Here is a 17,183-nt window from a genome sequence, read left to right on the forward strand (position 1 = left end):
AATGATCCCTGTGACCGGATTTGAAGGCGCTACAGTTGCGGTACTGGGGCTTGGGCGGTCAGGTCTGGCCACCGCACGGGCGCTGCGCGAAGGCGGAGCAGAGCCGATCTGCTGGGACGACAATCCCGGCGCACGGGCGCGGGCCGAGGTTGAGGGGCTCACCTGCCGCGATCTGCTGAAATCCGGGGCATTTGATGACATTGCCTCATTGGTTGTCTCGCCGGGGATCCCGCATCTTTATCCCAAACCCAACCCGGTGATCCGCGCGGCGATGATCGCGGGCGTGCCGGTGGACAATGACATCGGGCTGTTTTTTCGCTCGGTTGCGACACGGGGCTGGGAACGGTTCGATCAGGCGCCGCGCATCGTGGCGGTCACGGGGTCCAACGGCAAATCCACCACGGTGGCGTTGCTGCATCATATTCTGCAAGAGGCCGGACGTGAGAGCCAGCTGGCGGGCAATATCGGCCGGGGTGTGCTGGACATTGATCCGCCGGGATCCGGCGGCATCGTGGTGCTGGAGCTGTCGAGCTATCAGACAGATCTGGCCCGCGCGCTGACGCCGGACGTGGCTGTGTTTACCAATCTCAGCCCCGACCATCTGGACCGGCACGCGGGCATGGGCGGCTATTTCGCAGCCAAGCGACGGTTGTTTGCCGAAGGCGGACCGGATCGCGCTATCATTGGCGTGGATGAGGATGAGGGGCTGTATCTGGCTGGTCAGCTCTCTGAGGCCGCCAGCGACGACAGGGTGATCCGCATCTCAGCCAGTCGGAAACTGACCGGGCCGGGCTGGCAGGTCTTCGCCCGCAAGGGGTTCCTCAGTGAATACCGCAAAGGGCGACAGGCGGCGTCGATTGATCTGCGCCAGATGCAGGGGCTGCCCGGCGCGCATAACCATCAGAATGCCTGTGCGGCCTATGCTGCGGCGCGTGCTTTGGGCCTCGCACCACGTCTCATCGAGGACGCGCTGGCCAGCTATCCGGGTCTGCCGCATCGCAGTCAGACCATCGCGACCCACGCAGGCGTGCGCTATGTCAACGACAGCAAGGCCACCAATCTGGACAGCGCGGTGAAGGCCTTGAGCGCCTTTGACAATATCCGCTGGATTTGCGGCGGGCTGGAGAAAGACGGCGGGCTGGAGGCCCTGCGCGGCCAGACTGGCAAGGTGCGCAAAGCCTATGTGATCGGGCGCGAGGCGGCGGGCTTTGCCATGCAGCTGGACGTCGAGGCTGAGGTCTGCATCACCATGGCCGAGGCCGTCGCCCGCGCCAGCGCTGAGGCGGAGGCGGGCGATACGGTCCTGCTTGCCCCTGCGGCGGCGAGCTTTGACCAATACGACAACTTCGAACAGCGCGGCGAGGACTTCATCGCCGAGGTGGCAAAGTTGCAGAGCTGACGCCTACTGAGCTGCGGATTGCGCCATCTCTCTAGATAGGATCTCGTAGTATTCGGGCAGGGTGGCCTGTAACCGGGCATGGCCCTCGGGGGTCAGTGTCACCTCCTTGGAGCGGCCATCGGTCTCGCTTGCGGTGATGCGAACCAGCCCGTCGGCCTGCAGCGCGTGCAGCGTGCGGGTCATCACCGGTTTCGAGACATCAATCCGCTGCGCGATCTCATTCGGGCTGAGCCATTGGCGATCCGGTTCCCGGTCGATGACGATCAGCACCAGAAACCGCAGCTGCGACAAGCCATGCCCCGCAAAATAGGTTTCCAACTTGCGGATCAGCAGGCTGGCCCGGCGCATCATAAGCAGGGCATCGCTGATGAGCGCCGGGTCGCTGCCATGGGCCTCCACGTAGCGTTCGACCATCTGGCGGGAGGGCAGCTCCTTGAGGAAGAACATGCGGTCAGGCCAGCGCGGTCATCTTGTGGATTTCAGCCGGGGCCGCCAGCCAGTTTTCATATTTGGCAAAGATCGGTTTGATGTAATCCATATCGTAATGGGCAGCGAGGGCGTCGTCGCTGGTCCATTCCTCATCCAAGTAGAAACAATCGCCGCTGCGACCTTCAAGCAGGTTGAACTTCAGGCAGCCGGGTTCGGCGCGGGTGGGGGCCAGGATGCTGGTGAGGCTGTCGCGGACATCCTGCATATGCTCGGGCTTCGGGGTGATTTTGGCGATCAGTTGAAATTGCGTTTTCATCAAAAGGCTCCTTAATGAGTTATCATGATAACTAAATAGATATGCGGTCGCGAATGTCAAGCCACAGGCGGGCGGCTTGGCTCAGCTGCGGGCTGCGATTGCGCTGCCTGCGGCCACCCCAGAGGCCCAGGCCCATTGGAAATTATAGCCGCCAAGCCAGCCGGTCACATCAACCGCTTCACCAATGGCATAAAGGCCGGGAACGGTCTTCGCTTCCATGGTTTTGGACGACAGCGCATCGGTGTCGATGCCGCCCAGCGTGACCTCTGCCGTGCGGTAGCCTTCGCTGCCGGAGGGGGTGAGGTGCCAGTTTTCAAGACGGTCGCTGAGATCGCGCAAAGCGGCGTCGGATTGATCTGCCAGCCGCCCCTTGAGGTCGAACTCGGGCGCCAGAAAATCCACCAGCCGCCCGGGCAGGTGGCGCGCCAGCTCGGTGGTCAGGGCCTTGCGCCCGGCCTCCTGACGCTGGCTGCGCAGCAGGTCAAATAGTGGCGTTTCAGGGATCAGATTGACGCTGATCTGCTCCCCCTCACGCCAGTAGGATGACAGTTGCAACACCGACGGGCCAGACAGGCCGCGATGGGTGAACAACAGGGCCTCGTCAAAACGGGTGCGCTCATTCGACAGCCGTGCGGGCAGGGCGACGCCTGCCAGCGGCTTGAATCGCTCTTCGGAAAAGGTGAAAGGCACCAGGCCGGGGCGGGTGTCCGTCAGGGGCAGATCAAACTGGCGTGCCAGATCATAGGCGAGGCCGGTGGCCCCCATCTTGGGGATGGATTTGCCGCCCGTGGCAATCACCAGATTGCGGGCGGTCAGCACCTGCGGCTTGCCCTCGCGCGCCACCTCAACGCGGAACCCATCAGCGCTGCGCGTCACGGAGGTCACGCTGGTTTGCAGCCACAGATCGGCGCCCGCTGCCTTCAGTTCCTCCACCAGCATGGCGACAATCTGCTTGGCCGAGCCATCGCAGAACAGCTGGCCGAGGGTTTTTTCATGCCAGGCGATGCCGTGACGGTCCACCAGCTCGATGAAATCCCACTGGGTGTAGCGCGCCATGGCGGATTTGCAGAAATGCGGGTTCTGCGACAGGTAGTTTTCCGGGCTTGCGTACATATTGGTGAAGTTGCAGCGCCCGCCGCCAGAGATGCGGATTTTTTCACCCGGTGCCTTGGCGTGATCAATCACCAGCGTGCCGGGGCCGGAACGCGTTGCACACATCATGCCAGCTGCGCCAGCGCCAAGGATCAGGGTTTCATAAGCCATGCCCGGCCATAGGCGCGGATAACTGCCAAAGGCAAGAGGAAGAGGGTGGCCTGATGAAAACTTTCCGGGTACTGTTTGCCCAACGATCCCGAAAACGGGACGGATCACGAGGCAGATAGTGGCGGTTTACCCATGACTGAAATGGTCTATGGCGCGCTCCCCGTACAGGCGGGCGAGCCGATTCTACCCAAATGGTGGCGGACGCTGGACAAATGGACAATGTCCTGCGTCCTGATGCTGTTTGTTATCGGGCTTTTACTGGGGCTTGCGGCCTCGGTCCCGCTGGCAGAGCGCAACGGATTTGACAATTTCCACTATGTTGAGCGTCAGGCGGTGTTTGGTATCACGGCGCTGGTCGCGATGGTGATCACCTCGATGATGTCACCGACGCTGGTGCGGCGGTTGGCGGTCATCGGGTTTATCTGCGCCTTTGTGGCGCTGGCCCTGCTGCCGGTGTTCGGCACCGATTTTGGCAAGGGCGCGACGCGCTGGTACAGCCTTGGCTTTGCCTCGCTTCAGCCGTCAGAATTCCTGAAGCCCGGATTTATCGTGGTGGCGGCTTGGATGATTGCTGCAAGCCAGCAGATCAACGGGCCACCGGGCACGCTGATGTCCTTTGGCCTGTGTCTGACCGTGGTGTTGATGCTGGTGATGCAGCCTGACTTTGGTCAGGCCTGTCTGGTGCTGTTTGGCTGGGGCGTGATGTACTTCGTGGCTGGCGCGCCGATGCTGCTGTTGGTGATCATGGCGGCGGTGGTGGTGATGGGGGGCGTTGTCGCCTATTCCAGCTCAGAGCATTTTGCCCGCCGCATTGACGGCTTCCTGAACCCTGAAATCGACCCGACGACTCAGATGGGCTATGCCACCAACGCCATCCGCGAGGGCGGTTTGTTTGGCGTCGGTGTCGGCGAGGGTGAGGTGAAATGGTCGCTGCCTGATGCGCACACCGATTTCATCATTGCCGTCGCGGCCGAGGAATACGGGCTTGTCCTCGTCGTAATCCTGATCCTGCTCTACACCGCTGTGGTGGCGCGGACCCTGTTCCGCCTGATGCGGGAGCGGGACACGTTCATCCGTCTTGCAGGCACCGGTCTGGTTTGCACCTTCGGGGTGCAGGCGATGATCAACATGGGCGTTGCTGTACGGCTCTTGCCGGCCAAGGGGATGACCCTGCCGTTTGTGAGCTATGGTGGTTCCTCCCTCATTGCGGGCGGTATTGCGGTTGGTATGCTGCTGGCGTTTTCGCGCTCGCGTCCGCAGGGCGAGATCGCGGATTTCCTGCGTGGGCACGGACGGGGTCACGGGCATCAAACCGGGCCTGCGCGCGGCCATGGGCGCGGATAGAAGAAAGACCTGAATTACGATGGCGCAGAAATTGCTCTTGATGGCGGCGGGTGGCACCGGGGGGCATATGTTCCCCGCGCAGGCTCTGGCCGAAGCGATGTTGAGACGCGGCTGGCGGGTGAAGCTGTCCACCGATGCGCGCGGGGCGCGCTACACCGGCGGCTATCCTCATACAACGGAGATCACCGAGGTGTCTTCGGCCACCTTTGCCCGTGGCGGGCTGCTGGCGAAGGCGATGGTGGCACCGAAGATCGCGGCGGGTGTTACCCGGATGGCGCTACAGATGCGGCGCGACCGGCCCGATGTGGTGGTGGGATTTGGCGGCTACCCGTCGATTCCGGCGCTGGGGGCGGCGACGCTGCTGAAACTGCCGCGTATGATCCATGAACAAAACGGCGTGCTGGGCCGGGTCAATCAGCTGTTTGCGACCCGCGTGGCCGGGGTGGCCTGCGGTGTCTGGCCCACGGATCTGCCGGAAGGGGTTGATGGCGTGCATGTCGGCAACCCGGTGCGCGGCGCTGTTCTTGAACGCGCTGGGGCCGGCTATATCCCCCCCGGTGATTACCCAATGTCGGTGCTGGTGATGGGCGGAAGCCAGGGCGCGCGGATCCTGTCGGACGTGGTGCCGGGGGCGATTGCGGCGCTACCCGAGGCGCTGCGCAGCCGGTTGCGTGTCTCGCATCAGGCGCGCGATGAAGATGGCGCGCGGGTGACGCAATTTTATGCCGAACATGGGATTTCGGCGGATGTGCAACCCTTCTTCGCCGATGTGCCTGCGCGCATGTCCGAAGCGCAGCTGGTGATTTCACGCTCTGGCGCCTCTTCGGTCGCGGATATCGCGGTGATTGGCCGCCCGTCGATCCTGATCCCCTTTGCTGCGGCGGCTGGCGATCACCAAAGCGCCAATGCCCGTGGGCTGGTGGATGCCGGTGCTGCGATACTGATCCCGGAGAGTGCTCTTGACGTTTCGGCGCTGGCAGAGCAAATGAGCGCGGTTCTCAGCAATCCCGATGGTGCCAGCCAGATGGCGCGGGCCGCCTTGCAGGTGGGTATTCCCGACGCGACCGAGCGGCTGGTGGGGCTTGTTGAACAGCTGTCCGAGGAAGGAATGACATGACCCCTGCAACCAAACTCCCCGGCGACGTCGGCCCGATCCATTTTGTGGGTATCGGCGGCATCGGCATGTCCGGCATTGCCGAAGTGCTGCTGAACCTCGGCTATGTGGTGCAGGGTTCGGATCTGAAGGCGTCAAAGATCACCAACCGGTTGACAGAGCTGGGCGCGCGGATCTTTGTCGGGCAGGCGGCAGAAAATCTGGAAGAGGCCGCGGTTGTGGTTATTTCCTCAGCGATCAAACCGGGCAATCCCGAGCTGGACGAGGCGCGCTTGCGTGGTCTGCCGGTAGTGCGCCGGGCGGAGATGCTGGCAGAGCTGATGCGCCTGAAATCCAACATTGCCATTGCAGGCACCCATGGGAAGACGACGACCACCACCATGATGGCAGAGCTGATGGTGGCGGGGCATTTCGATCCTACAATTGTGAATGGCGGGATTATTCACGCCTATGGCTCCAACGCGCGGATGGGGCAGGGCGAGTGGATGGTGGTTGAGGCCGATGAGAGTGACGGCACATTCAACCGCCTGCCTGCGACCATCGCGGTTGTCACCAATATCGACCCGGAGCATATGGAGCACTGGGGGGATTTCGACACCCTGCGGGACGGGTTTTATGACTTTGTCTCCAACATCCCGTTTTATGGCGTCGCGGTCTGCTGCACCGATCACCCTGAGGTACAGGCGCTGGTGGGCCGGATCACCGACCGCCGGGTTGTGACCTATGGCTTCAACGCGCAGGCGGATGTGCGTGCGGTCAACCTGAGCTACAAGGCCGGTGTGGCGCATTTCGACATTCACTTGCAGGCCGAAGACCGCGTGATCGAGGGCTGCACCCTGCCGATGCCGGGGGATCACAATGTCTCCAACGCATTGTCCGCCGTGGCCGTGGCGTGCCATCTGGGCATGAAGAGCAGTGAGATCCGCGAGGCGCTGGCCGCCTTTGGCGGGGTGAACCGTCGCTTTACCAAGGTGGGCGAAGTGGATGGCGTGACCATCATTGACGACTATGGCCACCACCCGGTTGAGATCACCGCCGTGCTGAAAGCGGCGCGTCAGGCCTGCGACGGGCGGGTGATTGCGGTACATCAGCCGCACCGCTATTCGCGCCTGTCCAGCCTGTTTGAAGATTTCTGTGCCTGTTTCAATGAGGCCGATGTCGTCGCCATCGCCGAGGTCTTTGCCGCCGGTGAAGACCCGATCGAGGGCGCCGGTCGCGATGATCTGGTGGCCGGTCTGATCCGCCATGGCCACCGCCACGCGCGCGCCTTGCTGGACGAATCGGATCTGGAACGCCTGGTGCGCGAACAGGCGCGCCCCGGTGATATGGTGGTCTGCCTTGGGGCGGGGACCATCAGCGCCTGGGCCAATGGCCTGCCCGAACGGTTGCGGGGCTGAGGGTGACTGGCGTGATCTCATATCTGCTGGCGGTTGGCCCGGTGGGTGAGGTGACGCCATGCTGAGCCTGCTTGCTGCCATCCTCTGGGTGTTCGTGGCCACCGGCGTCGCCGCATTGCCGTTGCGCTGGCAGCGGGGACCGGGGATTGCACTGATCGCTGTGGCGCCGGGTCTGATCTATCTGCTGGGACGGGATCACGGCTGGTTTGCCGCCGCTTTTGGAACATTTGCGCTGGTGTCGATGTTCCGCCGCCCGTTGTTGCATGTGCTGTCGCGCCTGCGCCGCGCTCCGACGCCGGAGGTGAAGGAATGACGCTGTCGCTGATCCTTGCCTGTCTTTGGGTGGTGGCGGCCAATGTGTTGGCAATGGTGCCCAGCCGCGACAATCACTGGTCGCGCGCCTATCTGCTGATCGCGGCAGGTATCCCGCTCGTCGGCTATGTGACCTATGAAAACGGCCCCTGGTGGGGGCTGGGCGTGCTGTTTGCAGGCATGTCGATGCTGCGTTGGCCGGTGATCTATTTGGGCCGCTGGCTGCGCAGTCGGCTGAGCCGCGGCTGAAGCCCGCCGATTCTTTCGCTCTTGCAATCTTCCTTTGGCACCTGGCATCGGGTTGGGCCATTGTGTGCCCGACCCAAACCAGAGTAAACGCAGGTCTGATCCGGCGCGCATGAGTCTTTTTCTGCGTCCGGGTGGCCATAATGGCGCCAGTGCGTATTGGTGCGACAGGCAGGGGCAGGGCATATGAATATCGACGGGCTGCGTGGCAAGCTTCATCCCAATCGCGATCTATCCGGGTTGACCTGGCTGCAGGTTGGCGGCCCGGCGGATTATCTGTTTCAGCCTGCTGATATCGAGGATCTGAGCCATATGCTGCGCAGTCTCGACCCAGAGGTGCCGGTGTTTCCGATGGGGGTCGGCTCAAACCTGATCGTGCGGGACGGCGGTATGCGGGCGCTGGTGATCCGGTTGGGGCGCGGGTTCAATGCGATTGAGATTGAGGGCGACACGGTTGTGGCGGGGGCTGCTGCGCTGGATGGCCATGTGGCGCGTAAGGCGGCAGACGCGGGCATTGATCTGACATTTCTGCGCACCATCCCCGGCTCCATTGGCGGCGCTGTGCGGATGAATGCGGGCTGTTATGGCAGCTATGTCGCGGATGTGTTCCAGTCGGCCACCGTGGTGCTGCGCAGTGGTGAGGTGGTGACGTTAAGCGGGGAAGACCTGAATTTTGCCTACCGCCAGAGCGATTTGCCTGAGGGGGCGGTGCTGGTATCGGCGACCCTGCGCGGTGGCAAGGGTGAGCCGGATGCCCTGCATGCGCGCATGGAAGAACAGCTGGCCAAGCGCGATGCGACACAGCCAACCAAGGACCGGTCTGCGGGATCCACCTTTCGCAATCCGGCGGGGTTTTCCTCCACCGGGCAGGCGGATGACGTTCATGATCTGAAGGCCTGGAAGGTCATTGATGATGCCGGAATGCGCGGTGCGCGGCGCGGGGCTGCGCAGATGAGTGAGAAGCATTCCAATTTCTTGATTAACACGGGTGGCGCATCTGCCGCAGATCTTGAGGGATTGGGGGAAGATGTCAGAAAAAAGGTTTACGCCAATTCTGGCATAACGCTAGAGTGGGAAATCATGCGGGTGGGGGATCCGCTTTCCAAATAGCCGACAAAGGCCATGTTTTTCAGGATGTTACTCCTGATCAGCAGGGTGCCGCTTTGGGAATCGCAGCGGCAGGCTAACTGGAAAAGCGTGATCTTGGTAAAGGCACTGTTAACGGGCCGGTAACGTTTATGACGTTAATGTGGTGACAGCGAACCACAAGGGTGCGCGCAGTGCGGGGAACACGCCTCGCGATATCAAAAAGGCAGGTTCTGACCTGCCGCATTTGCGGTCAATTTGGGATCGCACAACAAGGGGCGAAAAGCCCCGGAACATTTGAGGCGCTTGTCGTGAGTAAGTCGAGCAGGACACTCCCGAAAGTGGCGGTATTGATGGGTGGCCCCTCGGCTGAGCGCGAGGTGTCTTTGTCCACTGGGCGTGAATGCGCCACCGCGCTGCGGGACGAGGGATATCAGGTTACGGAACTGGACGCGGGTCCGGATCTTGCCGCGCGTTTGCAGGCGGATCGCCCCGATGTGGTCTTCAATGCGCTGCATGGCCGCTGGGGCGAGGATGGCTGCGTTCAGGGTCTGCTGGAATGGCTTGGCATCCCCTACACCCATTCCGGGGTGTTGGCTTCGGCGTTGGCGATGGACAAGCAGCGCGCCAAATCAATCTACCGCGCCGCTGGCCTGCCGGTTGTTGAGAGCGGGATCTATTCCAAAGCCGAGGTGATGGCGGGGCATGTGATGGCGCCCCCCTATGTGGTGAAGCCCAACAACGAAGGCTCCAGCGTCGGCGTCTATCTGGTGAATGAGGTGGCCAATGGCCCGCCGCAGCTGTCGCAGGATATGCCGGATGAGGTGATGGTCGAAAGCTTTGCCCCCGGACGTGAGCTGACCACCACGGTGCTGGGTGACCGGCCATTGACGGTAACGGATATCCTGACCGATGGCTGGTATGACTACGACGCGAAATACAAACCCGGCGGTTCGCGGCATGTGTTGCCGGCAGATGTCCCCGAAGAGATTTTTGCGCTTTGCCTGGACTACGCGGTGAAGGCCCATGATGCGCTGGGGTGCCGGGGCATCAGCCGGACCGATTTCCGCTGGGACGAGTCGCGCGGAGCCGAGGGGCTGATCCTGCTGGAGACCAACACCCAGCCCGGCATGACCCCGACCTCTCTGACGCCGGAGCAGGCGGAGCATAGCGGTATGACCTTCGGGCAGCTTTGTTCCTGGCTGGTTGAGGATGCGACATGTCCTCGTTGATCGATCGTTTCCGCAAACCCCGCGAGGGGCGCCCTGATCCGGCGCCATCGCGGCTGACCTATCGCATTCAGCGCTGGATGCTGACGCCGGGTATTCGCTTTGGTGTGCGGTTTGGCATTCCCTTCTGTCTGGTTTTTGTCGCCGGGGCCGCCTTTATGGCGGATGATGCGCGGCGTGACCGGTTGCAGGTGATGATCAGCGACCTGCGGGCGTCGATCGAGGAACGGCCCGAGTTCATGGTCAATGTGATGGCCATTGATGGGGCCGGGCGCAGCGTTGCCGAAGACATCCGCGAAGTGGTGCCGATTGATTTCCCCATCAGCTCCTTCGATCTGGATCTGACGCAGATCCGCGATGAGATCACCGGGCTGGACCCGGTGCAGACGGCGGATGTGCGGATCCGCCCCGGTGGTGTGCTTCAGGTCACGGTGGAAGAACGCCAGCCCGCTGTTGTTTGGCGCAGTCGCGAAGGGTTGGCGCTGCTGGATGCAAATGGGGTGCATGTGGCTGAGTTGGGCGCGCGCAATATGCACCCGGACCTGCCGCTGGTGGCCGGGCGCGGTGCGGATGATGCCATTGTGGAAGCGCTGCGGCTGTTTGCCGTGGCCAAGCCGTTGGGGCCGCGGATGCGCGGGTTGGTGCGCATTGGCGAGCGGCGCTGGGATCTGGTGCTGGACCGTGGTCAGCGGATCATGTTGCCGGCCAAAAACCCTGTACCCGCGCTGGAGCGGGTGATTGCCGTCAGCGAAGTGCGCGACCTTCTGGAGCGCGACGTGGCGGCGGTGGACATGCGCCTGGCGGCGCGTCCGACCGTAAGAATGACCGAAAACGCCGTCAAGGACTGGTGGCGGATCCGACAGTTGAACGCAGGCGGGCTATGACATGACCGATCTTTACCAATCCCAGCGCGCCATGCGGCAGATGCGACGTCAGGCGATGCAGCGCGGTGTTGTGGCCATTCTGGATGTGGGCAGCTCCAAGATCGCCTGCCTGGTGCTGCGCTTTGACGGCACCGGGCGGCTGAGCGAGGACAATTCCATCGGCTCGCTGGCGGGGCAGTCGGGATTCCGGGTGATCGGCGCGGCCACCACCCGCTCCCGCGGGGTGCAGTTTGGCGAGATCACCGCCATGCAGGAAACCGAGCGCGCCATCCGCACCGCTGTTCAGGCGGCGCAGAAAATGGCTGAGGTGCGGGTGGATCACGTGATCGCGTGTTTCTCCGGGGCCAACCCGCGCTCCTACGGGCTGGATGCACAGGTCGATCTGGAAGGTCAGGTGGTGACCGAGAATGAAATCGCCCGCGTGCTGGCCGCCTGCGAGGTGCCGGAGTATGGCGCCGGTCGCGAGGTGCTGCATGCCCAGCCGGTGAACTTTGCGTTGGATAACCGCTCCGGTCTGAACGATCCGCGCGGTCAGATGGGGCAGACGCTGGCGGCTGATATGCACATGCTGACGGTGGATGCGCTGACGGTGCAGAACCTCGTGCGCTGTATCCAGCGCTGTGATCTGGAACTGGCGGGAATTGCCTCCTCTGCCTATGCCTCCGGCTTTGCCGCGCTGGTTGAGGATGAGCAGGAACTGGGGGCGGCCTGCATCGATATGGGCGGCGGCTCGACCTCGATTTCGGTCTTCATGAAGAAACATATGATCTATGCCGATGCGGTGCGTATGGGTGGCGATCACATCACCAGCGATATCTCCATGGGTTTGGGGGTTCCGACCGCCAATGCGGAGCGGATCAAGACCTTCCATGGCGGGGTGCATGCCACTGGCGCGGATGACCGCGAGATGATCGACATCCATGCCGACACCGGCGATTGGGAGCATGATCGCCGCACAGTCAGCCGGGCCGAGTTGATCGGCATCATGCGTCCGCGTGTTGAGGAGATCCTCGAAGAGGTCCGTGCGCGTCTGGATGCGGCTGGGTTTGACAGCCTGCCGAGCCAGCAGATCGTGCTGACCGGTGGGTCCAGCCAGATCATGGGTCTGGACGGGTTGGCGAGCCGTGTTCTGGGTCAGCAGGTGCGGCTTGGCCGGCCTTTGCGCGTCCACGGCCTGCCGCAATCGGCGACCGGTCCCGGCTTTGCCTCCGCCGTTGGTCTCAGCCTGTTTGCTGCCCATCCACAGGATGAGTGGTGGGATTTTGAAATGCCGGTGGATCGCAACGCCAGCGGCACGTTGAAGCGGGCGGTGAAATGGTTCCGCGACAACTGGTGAGCGGTGGTGTCCGGCAGGGCTGACAAGGGCCTGTCGTCACCTCGGGACCTGTGGTTGCAGGGCTTTCATTAATCAAATGTTAACGAAAAACTTCGCTGGCAAGGCGGTTTCGCGGGTGACAGCGAAATCCCGCCGCGTTAATATTCCGATAACGACCGCATCATGCGGCGCATGTAGGCCGAGCAGTGGCCACCAGTATTAGTGACGAGATGTGCTTTCGAGGGCTTTGGTTTTCGGGGGCTGACGTCATGTTGTGGTGTGTTGCGTGGCTTTCCACAGCATTTGCCAAAATCGGCGAAATGTCGCGAAATTGGACGATACTATGTCTATATTTTGTGGAAAATAGCGCTTTTTTGGGTGACGCGACTCGTGCTGCGCGGTAGGATTGTCGCAAAGATGGACAGGAATAGGCCCTTGCGGGAGGGCTGATAAAAACAGGCGGAACGAGCATGACCTTGAACCTTTCGATGCCCGGCCAAGAAGAGCTGAAGCCCCGGATTACCGTGTTTGGTGTCGGCGGGGCAGGCGGCAATGCCGTCAACAACATGATCGACAAACAGTTGGATGGCGTGGACTTTGTCGTCGCCAACACTGACGCGCAGGCGCTGCAGCAAAGCGCCTCCAAGAGCCGCGTTCAGCTGGGCATCAAGGTGACCGAAGGTCTGGGCGCGGGCGCGCGCCCTTCGGTCGGGTCTGCTGCCGCTGAAGAGAGCATCGAACAGATCGTGGATCACCTCGCGGGCGCGCATATGTGCTTCATCACCGCAGGTATGGGTGGCGGCACCGGCACCGGTGCGGCGCCGATCATCGCGCAGGCCGCCCGTGAACTGGGTGTGCTGACCGTCGGTGTTGTCACCAAGCCGTTCCAGTTCGAAGGCAACAAGCGGATGCGTCAGGCCGAGGAGGGCGTCGAAGCCCTGCAGAAGGTCGTCGATACGCTGATCATTATTCCGAACCAGAACCTGTTCCGTCTGGCCAATGAAAAAACCACCTTCACCGAGGCGTTCTCCATGGCGGATGACGTTCTTTATCAGGGTGTTAAGGGTGTGACTGACCTGATGGTTCGCCCCGGTCTCATCAACCTCGACTTTGCGGACGTGCGCGCCGTGATGGACGAGATGGGCAAGGCAATGATGGGCACCGGCGAGGCCGAGGGCGAAGATCGCGCCGTGCAGGCCGCCGAGAAGGCGATTGCCAACCCGCTCCTGGATGAAATCAGCCTCAAAGGCGCGAAGGGTGTTCTGATCAACATCACCGGCGCCCATGACCTGACCCTGTTTGAACTGGACGAAGCGGCCAACCGCATTCGCGAAGAGGTCGACCCGAACGCAAACATCATCGTCGGCTCCACCCTCGACACTGAGATGGAAGGCAAGATGCGCGTCTCCGTGGTTGCCACGGGTATTGATGCGGTTGACGTTCACTCCGACATTCCGGTGCCGCGTCGTCCGATGTCTGCACCGCTGAAACAGACCGTAAGCGTTGAAGAAACCCGCAGCGCCGCGCCGCTGGAGCTGAGCACCCCGGTCGAGCAGCCCGTTGCCGCCACCGCAGAGCCGGTTGCCGCAGCGCAGGAAGAACCGTCACTGTTCTCGGAATTCGACGACGGTCAGACCGCTGCGGAGGGCCACTACGAAGAGGTTCTGGAAGACGCAGGCGAACAACTGGGCGCCGATGGTCTGCCCGCACCAGCCTATCAGGGCACGCCTGCGCCGGAATTCCAGCCGCAAGCGGATGTGGCCAGTACTCAGGCCGAAAGCTTTGTCGCGCCGAAGGCACCTGCGCCCGGCACCCCGTCGCCTGAGGCGATCGTGCGTCTTCAGGCCGCCGCACAGCGTGCGCAGCCTCAGCAGCCGATGCAACAGCAGGTCCAGCAGCCGCCTATGCAGCAGCGTCCCTCGATTGATGCGGTTCAGCCGCGTGCGCCGCAGCCTCAGCAGGTGCAGCAGCACCAGCCTCAGCAGCAGCCCGCTGCAGCAGGTCAGGAACAGCGCCGTTTTGGCCTGAACTCTCTGATCCACCGCATGACTGGCAGCGCCGCTGAAGGCCAGCCTGCCAAGCCGCAGCAGCCGACGCGCCAGCAGCCGCCGGTGCAGCAGTCCCCGGTTCAACAGGCGCCGATGCATCAGCCCCAAGTTGCGCATCAGGGCCAGCAGGCGGCCCCGGCTGCCCAGCCGCAGCGTCAGGCCAACCCGGAGCAGGAACGGATCGAAATTCCGGCATTCCTGCGCCGTCAAGCCAACTGAGTTGATCACATATATGATACAAAGGTCGCCATCTGGCGGCCTTTTTTCGTTTTTCATCAAGGGGTTGTTGTCGATTGGGCAGTGTTTTGCCTATCTGTTACAGGGATGTTTCATTCCGTTACAAAGATTGAGTTGAGCCTAACGGACTGACACCTTACCTCTGTTCCGCAACAAGGGCCAAGACTGAGGCCCTCCCATACGGAATGAGGCCAACGTGCAGAATACGCTTAAAGCATCAGTGACATTTGACGGGGTGGGCCTCCACTCCGGCAAACCCGTTCGCATGATCCTGAAGCCTGCTGCAGCAGGGCACGGTATCTGCTTCCGGCGCACTGACATCGCTTTGGGCAACACTTTGGTTCCTGCGCTTTGGGACCGGGTCGAGCGGACGCCGCTCTGCACACGCTTGGTCAATGCCTCCGGCGTTGCGGTCTCCACCGTAGAACACATCATGGCCGCGCTGGCAGGCTGTGGCATCCACAATGCGATGATTGACATCGACGGCCCCGAAGTGCCGATCATGGATGGGTCTTCGGCCTATTTTGTTCGCGGCATCATGCAGACTGGCATTCAGCGCCTTGCTGCGCCTGTCACCGCCTATCAAATCCTGAAGCCAGTGAGCGTCAGCCACGACGGCGCTACAGCGACCCTGTTGCCGAGCAACCGTCTGACCATCGAATTCCACATCGATTTTGCCGAGGCTGCCATCGGGCGTCAGAGCAAGACACTGGATCTGCGCAATGGCGCCTTCGCACGTGAGCTTTGTGACAGCCGCACCTTCTGCCGTCGTGTTGACGTCGAAAGCATGCAGGCCAATGGTCTGGCGCTGGGGGGTGTTCCTGGTGAAAACGCAGTGGTGTTTGACGGTCCCGAAGTCCAAAGCGGTCTGGGGTTGCGCCACGCGGATGAGCCGGTGCGCCACAAGATGCTGGATGCGCTTGGCGATCTGTCGCTGGCCGGTGGTCCTGTGTTTGGCCATTACATTGGCGACCGTGCCGGTCATTCGCTGACCAACACATTGCTTCGGGCCGTGTTTGCAACGCCCGGCGCCGTGCGTCAGGTGACCTGCGATACCGCGATGACAGCGCGCCTGCCCGGGCAGGGGTTGGTCTGGGCGGAGATCCCGACCGACGCGCGCCGCGTTGCGTAATTGAATTGAGGCTATCGGGCGGAAACGTCGACTGGGGGGTTGACGTTCGATCTGGGTTCCCCCGGCAATCGGGGCGCACCCGGCGCCAACCGGACCGTGCGCTGCAACGACAGCACTTCGGTCATCTTCGGACAGAGTGAAGCAGCAGGCGTGCCGGGCACAGGCTGCACCTCAGTCCGCTTCTATACAGGCCTATGCGTTGGCGCAGCCCGACCGGAGCAGCTTGCACCGAGGGCACCGGGGGGAGATCTTCGAGCCGTTCTTAGGCACAGACCCTTGAGGGGCGGGGCGGTTCGAAGATCACACTGGTAGTGGTGCCTTGCGCCAGCAGCTGCTGCGCCTCGCCTGTTTCACCTTGTTTTGACAGTTTGGGATTTCATTGCATTGTGGGCGCGATCCTCCCACGGCTCGGTGCTGGGCCACTTCGCACTCTTGACCCCGCCGCGCTTTCTCTGCCAAGTGGGCTGGAAATCGGTTAAAGACGTTTTGCACGTCAGTTGAATGTGCTAGACCGGGCAGAACCGGGGTTCACACCCGTAAGTAAATGACGGTGAGGTTAGGCGGACATGATCGGCATGGGGGCGGCAGCCAAAACCATCGGCGCGGTTCTACTCGTAGCTGCGCTTTCGGGATGCGGCGGAGATGGGGGCGCGGCCAAGAGTTCGCAACCGCTTGAGGGCTTTACACCGGAGCAGATCTACGAACGTGGTGAGTTCGAGATGGAGCGTAACCGGACCGAGGATGCGGCCTTCTATTTCTCCGAGATTGAACGTCTTTATCCCTATTCGTCCTGGGCCAAACAGGCCCTGATCATGCAGGCCTACGCCTACCATCTGGGCCGGGACTATGAGGACAGCCGCGCTGCGGCGCAGCGCTATATCGACTTCTACCCGACCGAGGAAGATGCCGCTTATGCGCAGTATCTGCTGGCGCTGAGCTATTATGACCAGATCGACGAAGTTGGCCGCGATCAGGGGCTGACCTTTCAGGCGCTGCAATCGCTGCGCACTGTGATCGAAGTCTATCCCGACAGTGAATATGCCAGTTCAGCGATCCTGAAGTTCGACCTCGCCTTTGACCATTTGGCGGGCAAGGAAATGGAGATCGGTCGCTACTACCTGCGCAAGGGGCATTATACTTCTGCGGTGAACCGGTTCCGCGTCGTGGTCGAGGATTTTCAGACCACCACCCATACCGCAGAGGCGCTGCACCGCTTGGTTGAGGCCTATCTGTCGCTGGGGCTGGTGAATGAAGCGCAGACCGCCGGTGCCATTCTGGGCCATAACTATCAATCGACCGAATGGTATGAGGACAGCTTCAAGCTGTTGACAGACAACGGGCTGAAAATGCGCGATGTCGGCAACAACTGGTTGAGCCAGATCTACCGTCAGTCCATCAAGGGGCAGTGGCTGTAATCGCCACGTCCGCAATG

Annotated in this window: 16 protein-coding genes; 13 read left to right on the plus strand and 3 right to left on the minus strand. The window is 62.0% G+C overall.

From position 1 onward, the window contains the following. The first annotated feature begins 1 nt into the window (after position 1). Positions 2-1,399 carry a UDP-N-acetylmuramoyl-L-alanine--D-glutamate ligase gene (murD, locus tag phaeop14_RS04355; protein WP_096788854.1) on the plus strand — a complete coding sequence of 466 codons (1,398 nt, stop codon included), beginning with the start codon at positions 2-4 and terminating at the stop codon, positions 1,397-1,399. Between the two features lie 3 nt (positions 1,400-1,402). On the opposite strand, the gene phaeop14_RS04360 is transcribed toward murD, so the two are convergent. From phaeop14_RS04360 to phaeop14_RS04370, 3 genes are all read right to left on the minus strand, one after another. Further along, a complete protein-coding gene (locus tag phaeop14_RS04360) occupies positions 1,403-1,846 on the minus strand; it encodes a MarR family winged helix-turn-helix transcriptional regulator (protein WP_096788855.1) in 444 nt (147 codons plus the stop codon). A gap of 4 nt (positions 1,847-1,850) precedes the next feature. Beyond that, positions 1,851-2,144: a putative quinol monooxygenase gene (locus phaeop14_RS04365; protein ID WP_040182030.1), complete on the minus strand. Its 294-nt coding sequence runs from the start codon at positions 2,142-2,144 to the stop codon at positions 1,851-1,853. Positions 2,145-2,225: 81 nt separating this feature from the next. Continuing rightward, on the minus strand, positions 2,226-3,407 hold the full coding sequence (locus tag phaeop14_RS04370) for a BaiN/RdsA family NAD(P)/FAD-dependent oxidoreductase (RefSeq protein WP_096788856.1): 1,182 nt from the start codon (positions 3,405-3,407) through the stop codon (positions 2,226-2,228). A gap of 132 nt (positions 3,408-3,539) precedes the next feature. Here phaeop14_RS04370 and ftsW point away from each other — a divergent pair, with 132 nt between their 5' ends. From ftsW to phaeop14_RS04430, 12 genes are all read left to right on the plus strand, one after another. Further along, positions 3,540-4,751, plus strand: a complete 1,212-nt coding sequence (gene ftsW / locus phaeop14_RS04375) for a putative lipid II flippase FtsW (RefSeq protein ID WP_052463923.1) — start codon at positions 3,540-3,542, stop codon at positions 4,749-4,751. 19 nt (positions 4,752-4,770) lie between these two features. Next, positions 4,771-5,868, plus strand: a complete 1,098-nt coding sequence (locus tag phaeop14_RS04380; RefSeq protein ID WP_096788857.1) for a UDP-N-acetylglucosamine--N-acetylmuramyl-(pentapeptide) pyrophosphoryl-undecaprenol N-acetylglucosamine transferase — start codon at positions 4,771-4,773, stop codon at positions 5,866-5,868. Further along, entirely contained in the window at positions 5,865-7,262 is a 1,398-nt protein-coding gene (gene murC / locus phaeop14_RS04385) for a UDP-N-acetylmuramate--L-alanine ligase (protein ID WP_096788858.1), read from the plus strand. Before phaeop14_RS04380 ends, murC begins: the two co-directional genes overlap by 4 nt. 58 nt (positions 7,263-7,320) lie before the next feature. Continuing rightward, positions 7,321-7,575: a DUF2484 family protein gene (locus phaeop14_RS04390; RefSeq protein ID WP_040182038.1), complete on the plus strand. Its 255-nt coding sequence runs from the start codon at positions 7,321-7,323 to the stop codon at positions 7,573-7,575. Further along, positions 7,572-7,823 carry a DUF2484 family protein gene (locus phaeop14_RS04395; protein WP_040174185.1) on the plus strand — a complete coding sequence of 84 codons (252 nt, stop codon included), beginning with the start codon at positions 7,572-7,574 and terminating at the stop codon, positions 7,821-7,823. Before phaeop14_RS04390 ends, phaeop14_RS04395 begins: the two co-directional genes overlap by 4 nt. Before the next feature lie 183 nt (positions 7,824-8,006). Continuing rightward, entirely contained in the window at positions 8,007-8,930 is a 924-nt protein-coding gene (gene murB, locus phaeop14_RS04400; RefSeq protein ID WP_096788859.1) for a UDP-N-acetylmuramate dehydrogenase, read from the plus strand. A gap of 287 nt (positions 8,931-9,217) precedes the next feature. Continuing rightward, the gene (locus phaeop14_RS04405) at positions 9,218-10,138 is read left to right on the plus strand and encodes a D-alanine--D-alanine ligase (protein ID WP_096788860.1); all 921 of its coding nucleotides are present in this window, start codon (positions 9,218-9,220) and stop codon (positions 10,136-10,138) included. Further along, positions 10,126-11,019, plus strand: coding sequence for a cell division protein FtsQ/DivIB (locus phaeop14_RS04410; RefSeq protein ID WP_096788861.1), 894 nt, complete (start codon positions 10,126-10,128; stop codon positions 11,017-11,019). The genes phaeop14_RS04405 and phaeop14_RS04410 overlap by 13 nt, the downstream gene beginning before the upstream one ends. Before the next feature lies 1 nt (position 11,020). Beyond that, positions 11,021-12,355, plus strand: coding sequence for a cell division protein FtsA (gene ftsA / locus phaeop14_RS04415; protein ID WP_014874087.1), 1,335 nt, complete (start codon positions 11,021-11,023; stop codon positions 12,353-12,355). 449 nt (positions 12,356-12,804) lie between these two features. Then, entirely contained in the window at positions 12,805-14,601 is a 1,797-nt protein-coding gene (ftsZ, locus tag phaeop14_RS04420) for a cell division protein FtsZ (protein WP_096788862.1), read from the plus strand. Positions 14,602-14,815: 214 nt separating this feature from the next. Beyond that, positions 14,816-15,751 carry a UDP-3-O-acyl-N-acetylglucosamine deacetylase gene (gene lpxC, locus phaeop14_RS04425; protein WP_096788863.1) on the plus strand — a complete coding sequence of 312 codons (936 nt, stop codon included), beginning with the start codon at positions 14,816-14,818 and terminating at the stop codon, positions 15,749-15,751. Between the two features lie 566 nt (positions 15,752-16,317). Then, a complete protein-coding gene (locus phaeop14_RS04430) occupies positions 16,318-17,166 on the plus strand; it encodes an outer membrane protein assembly factor BamD (RefSeq protein WP_024097905.1) in 849 nt (282 codons plus the stop codon). Positions 17,167-17,183 lie beyond the last annotated feature (17 nt).

The sequence above is a fragment of the Phaeobacter piscinae genome, assembly GCF_002407245.1.
GTDB lineage: Bacteria > Pseudomonadota > Alphaproteobacteria > Rhodobacterales > Rhodobacteraceae > Phaeobacter > Phaeobacter piscinae.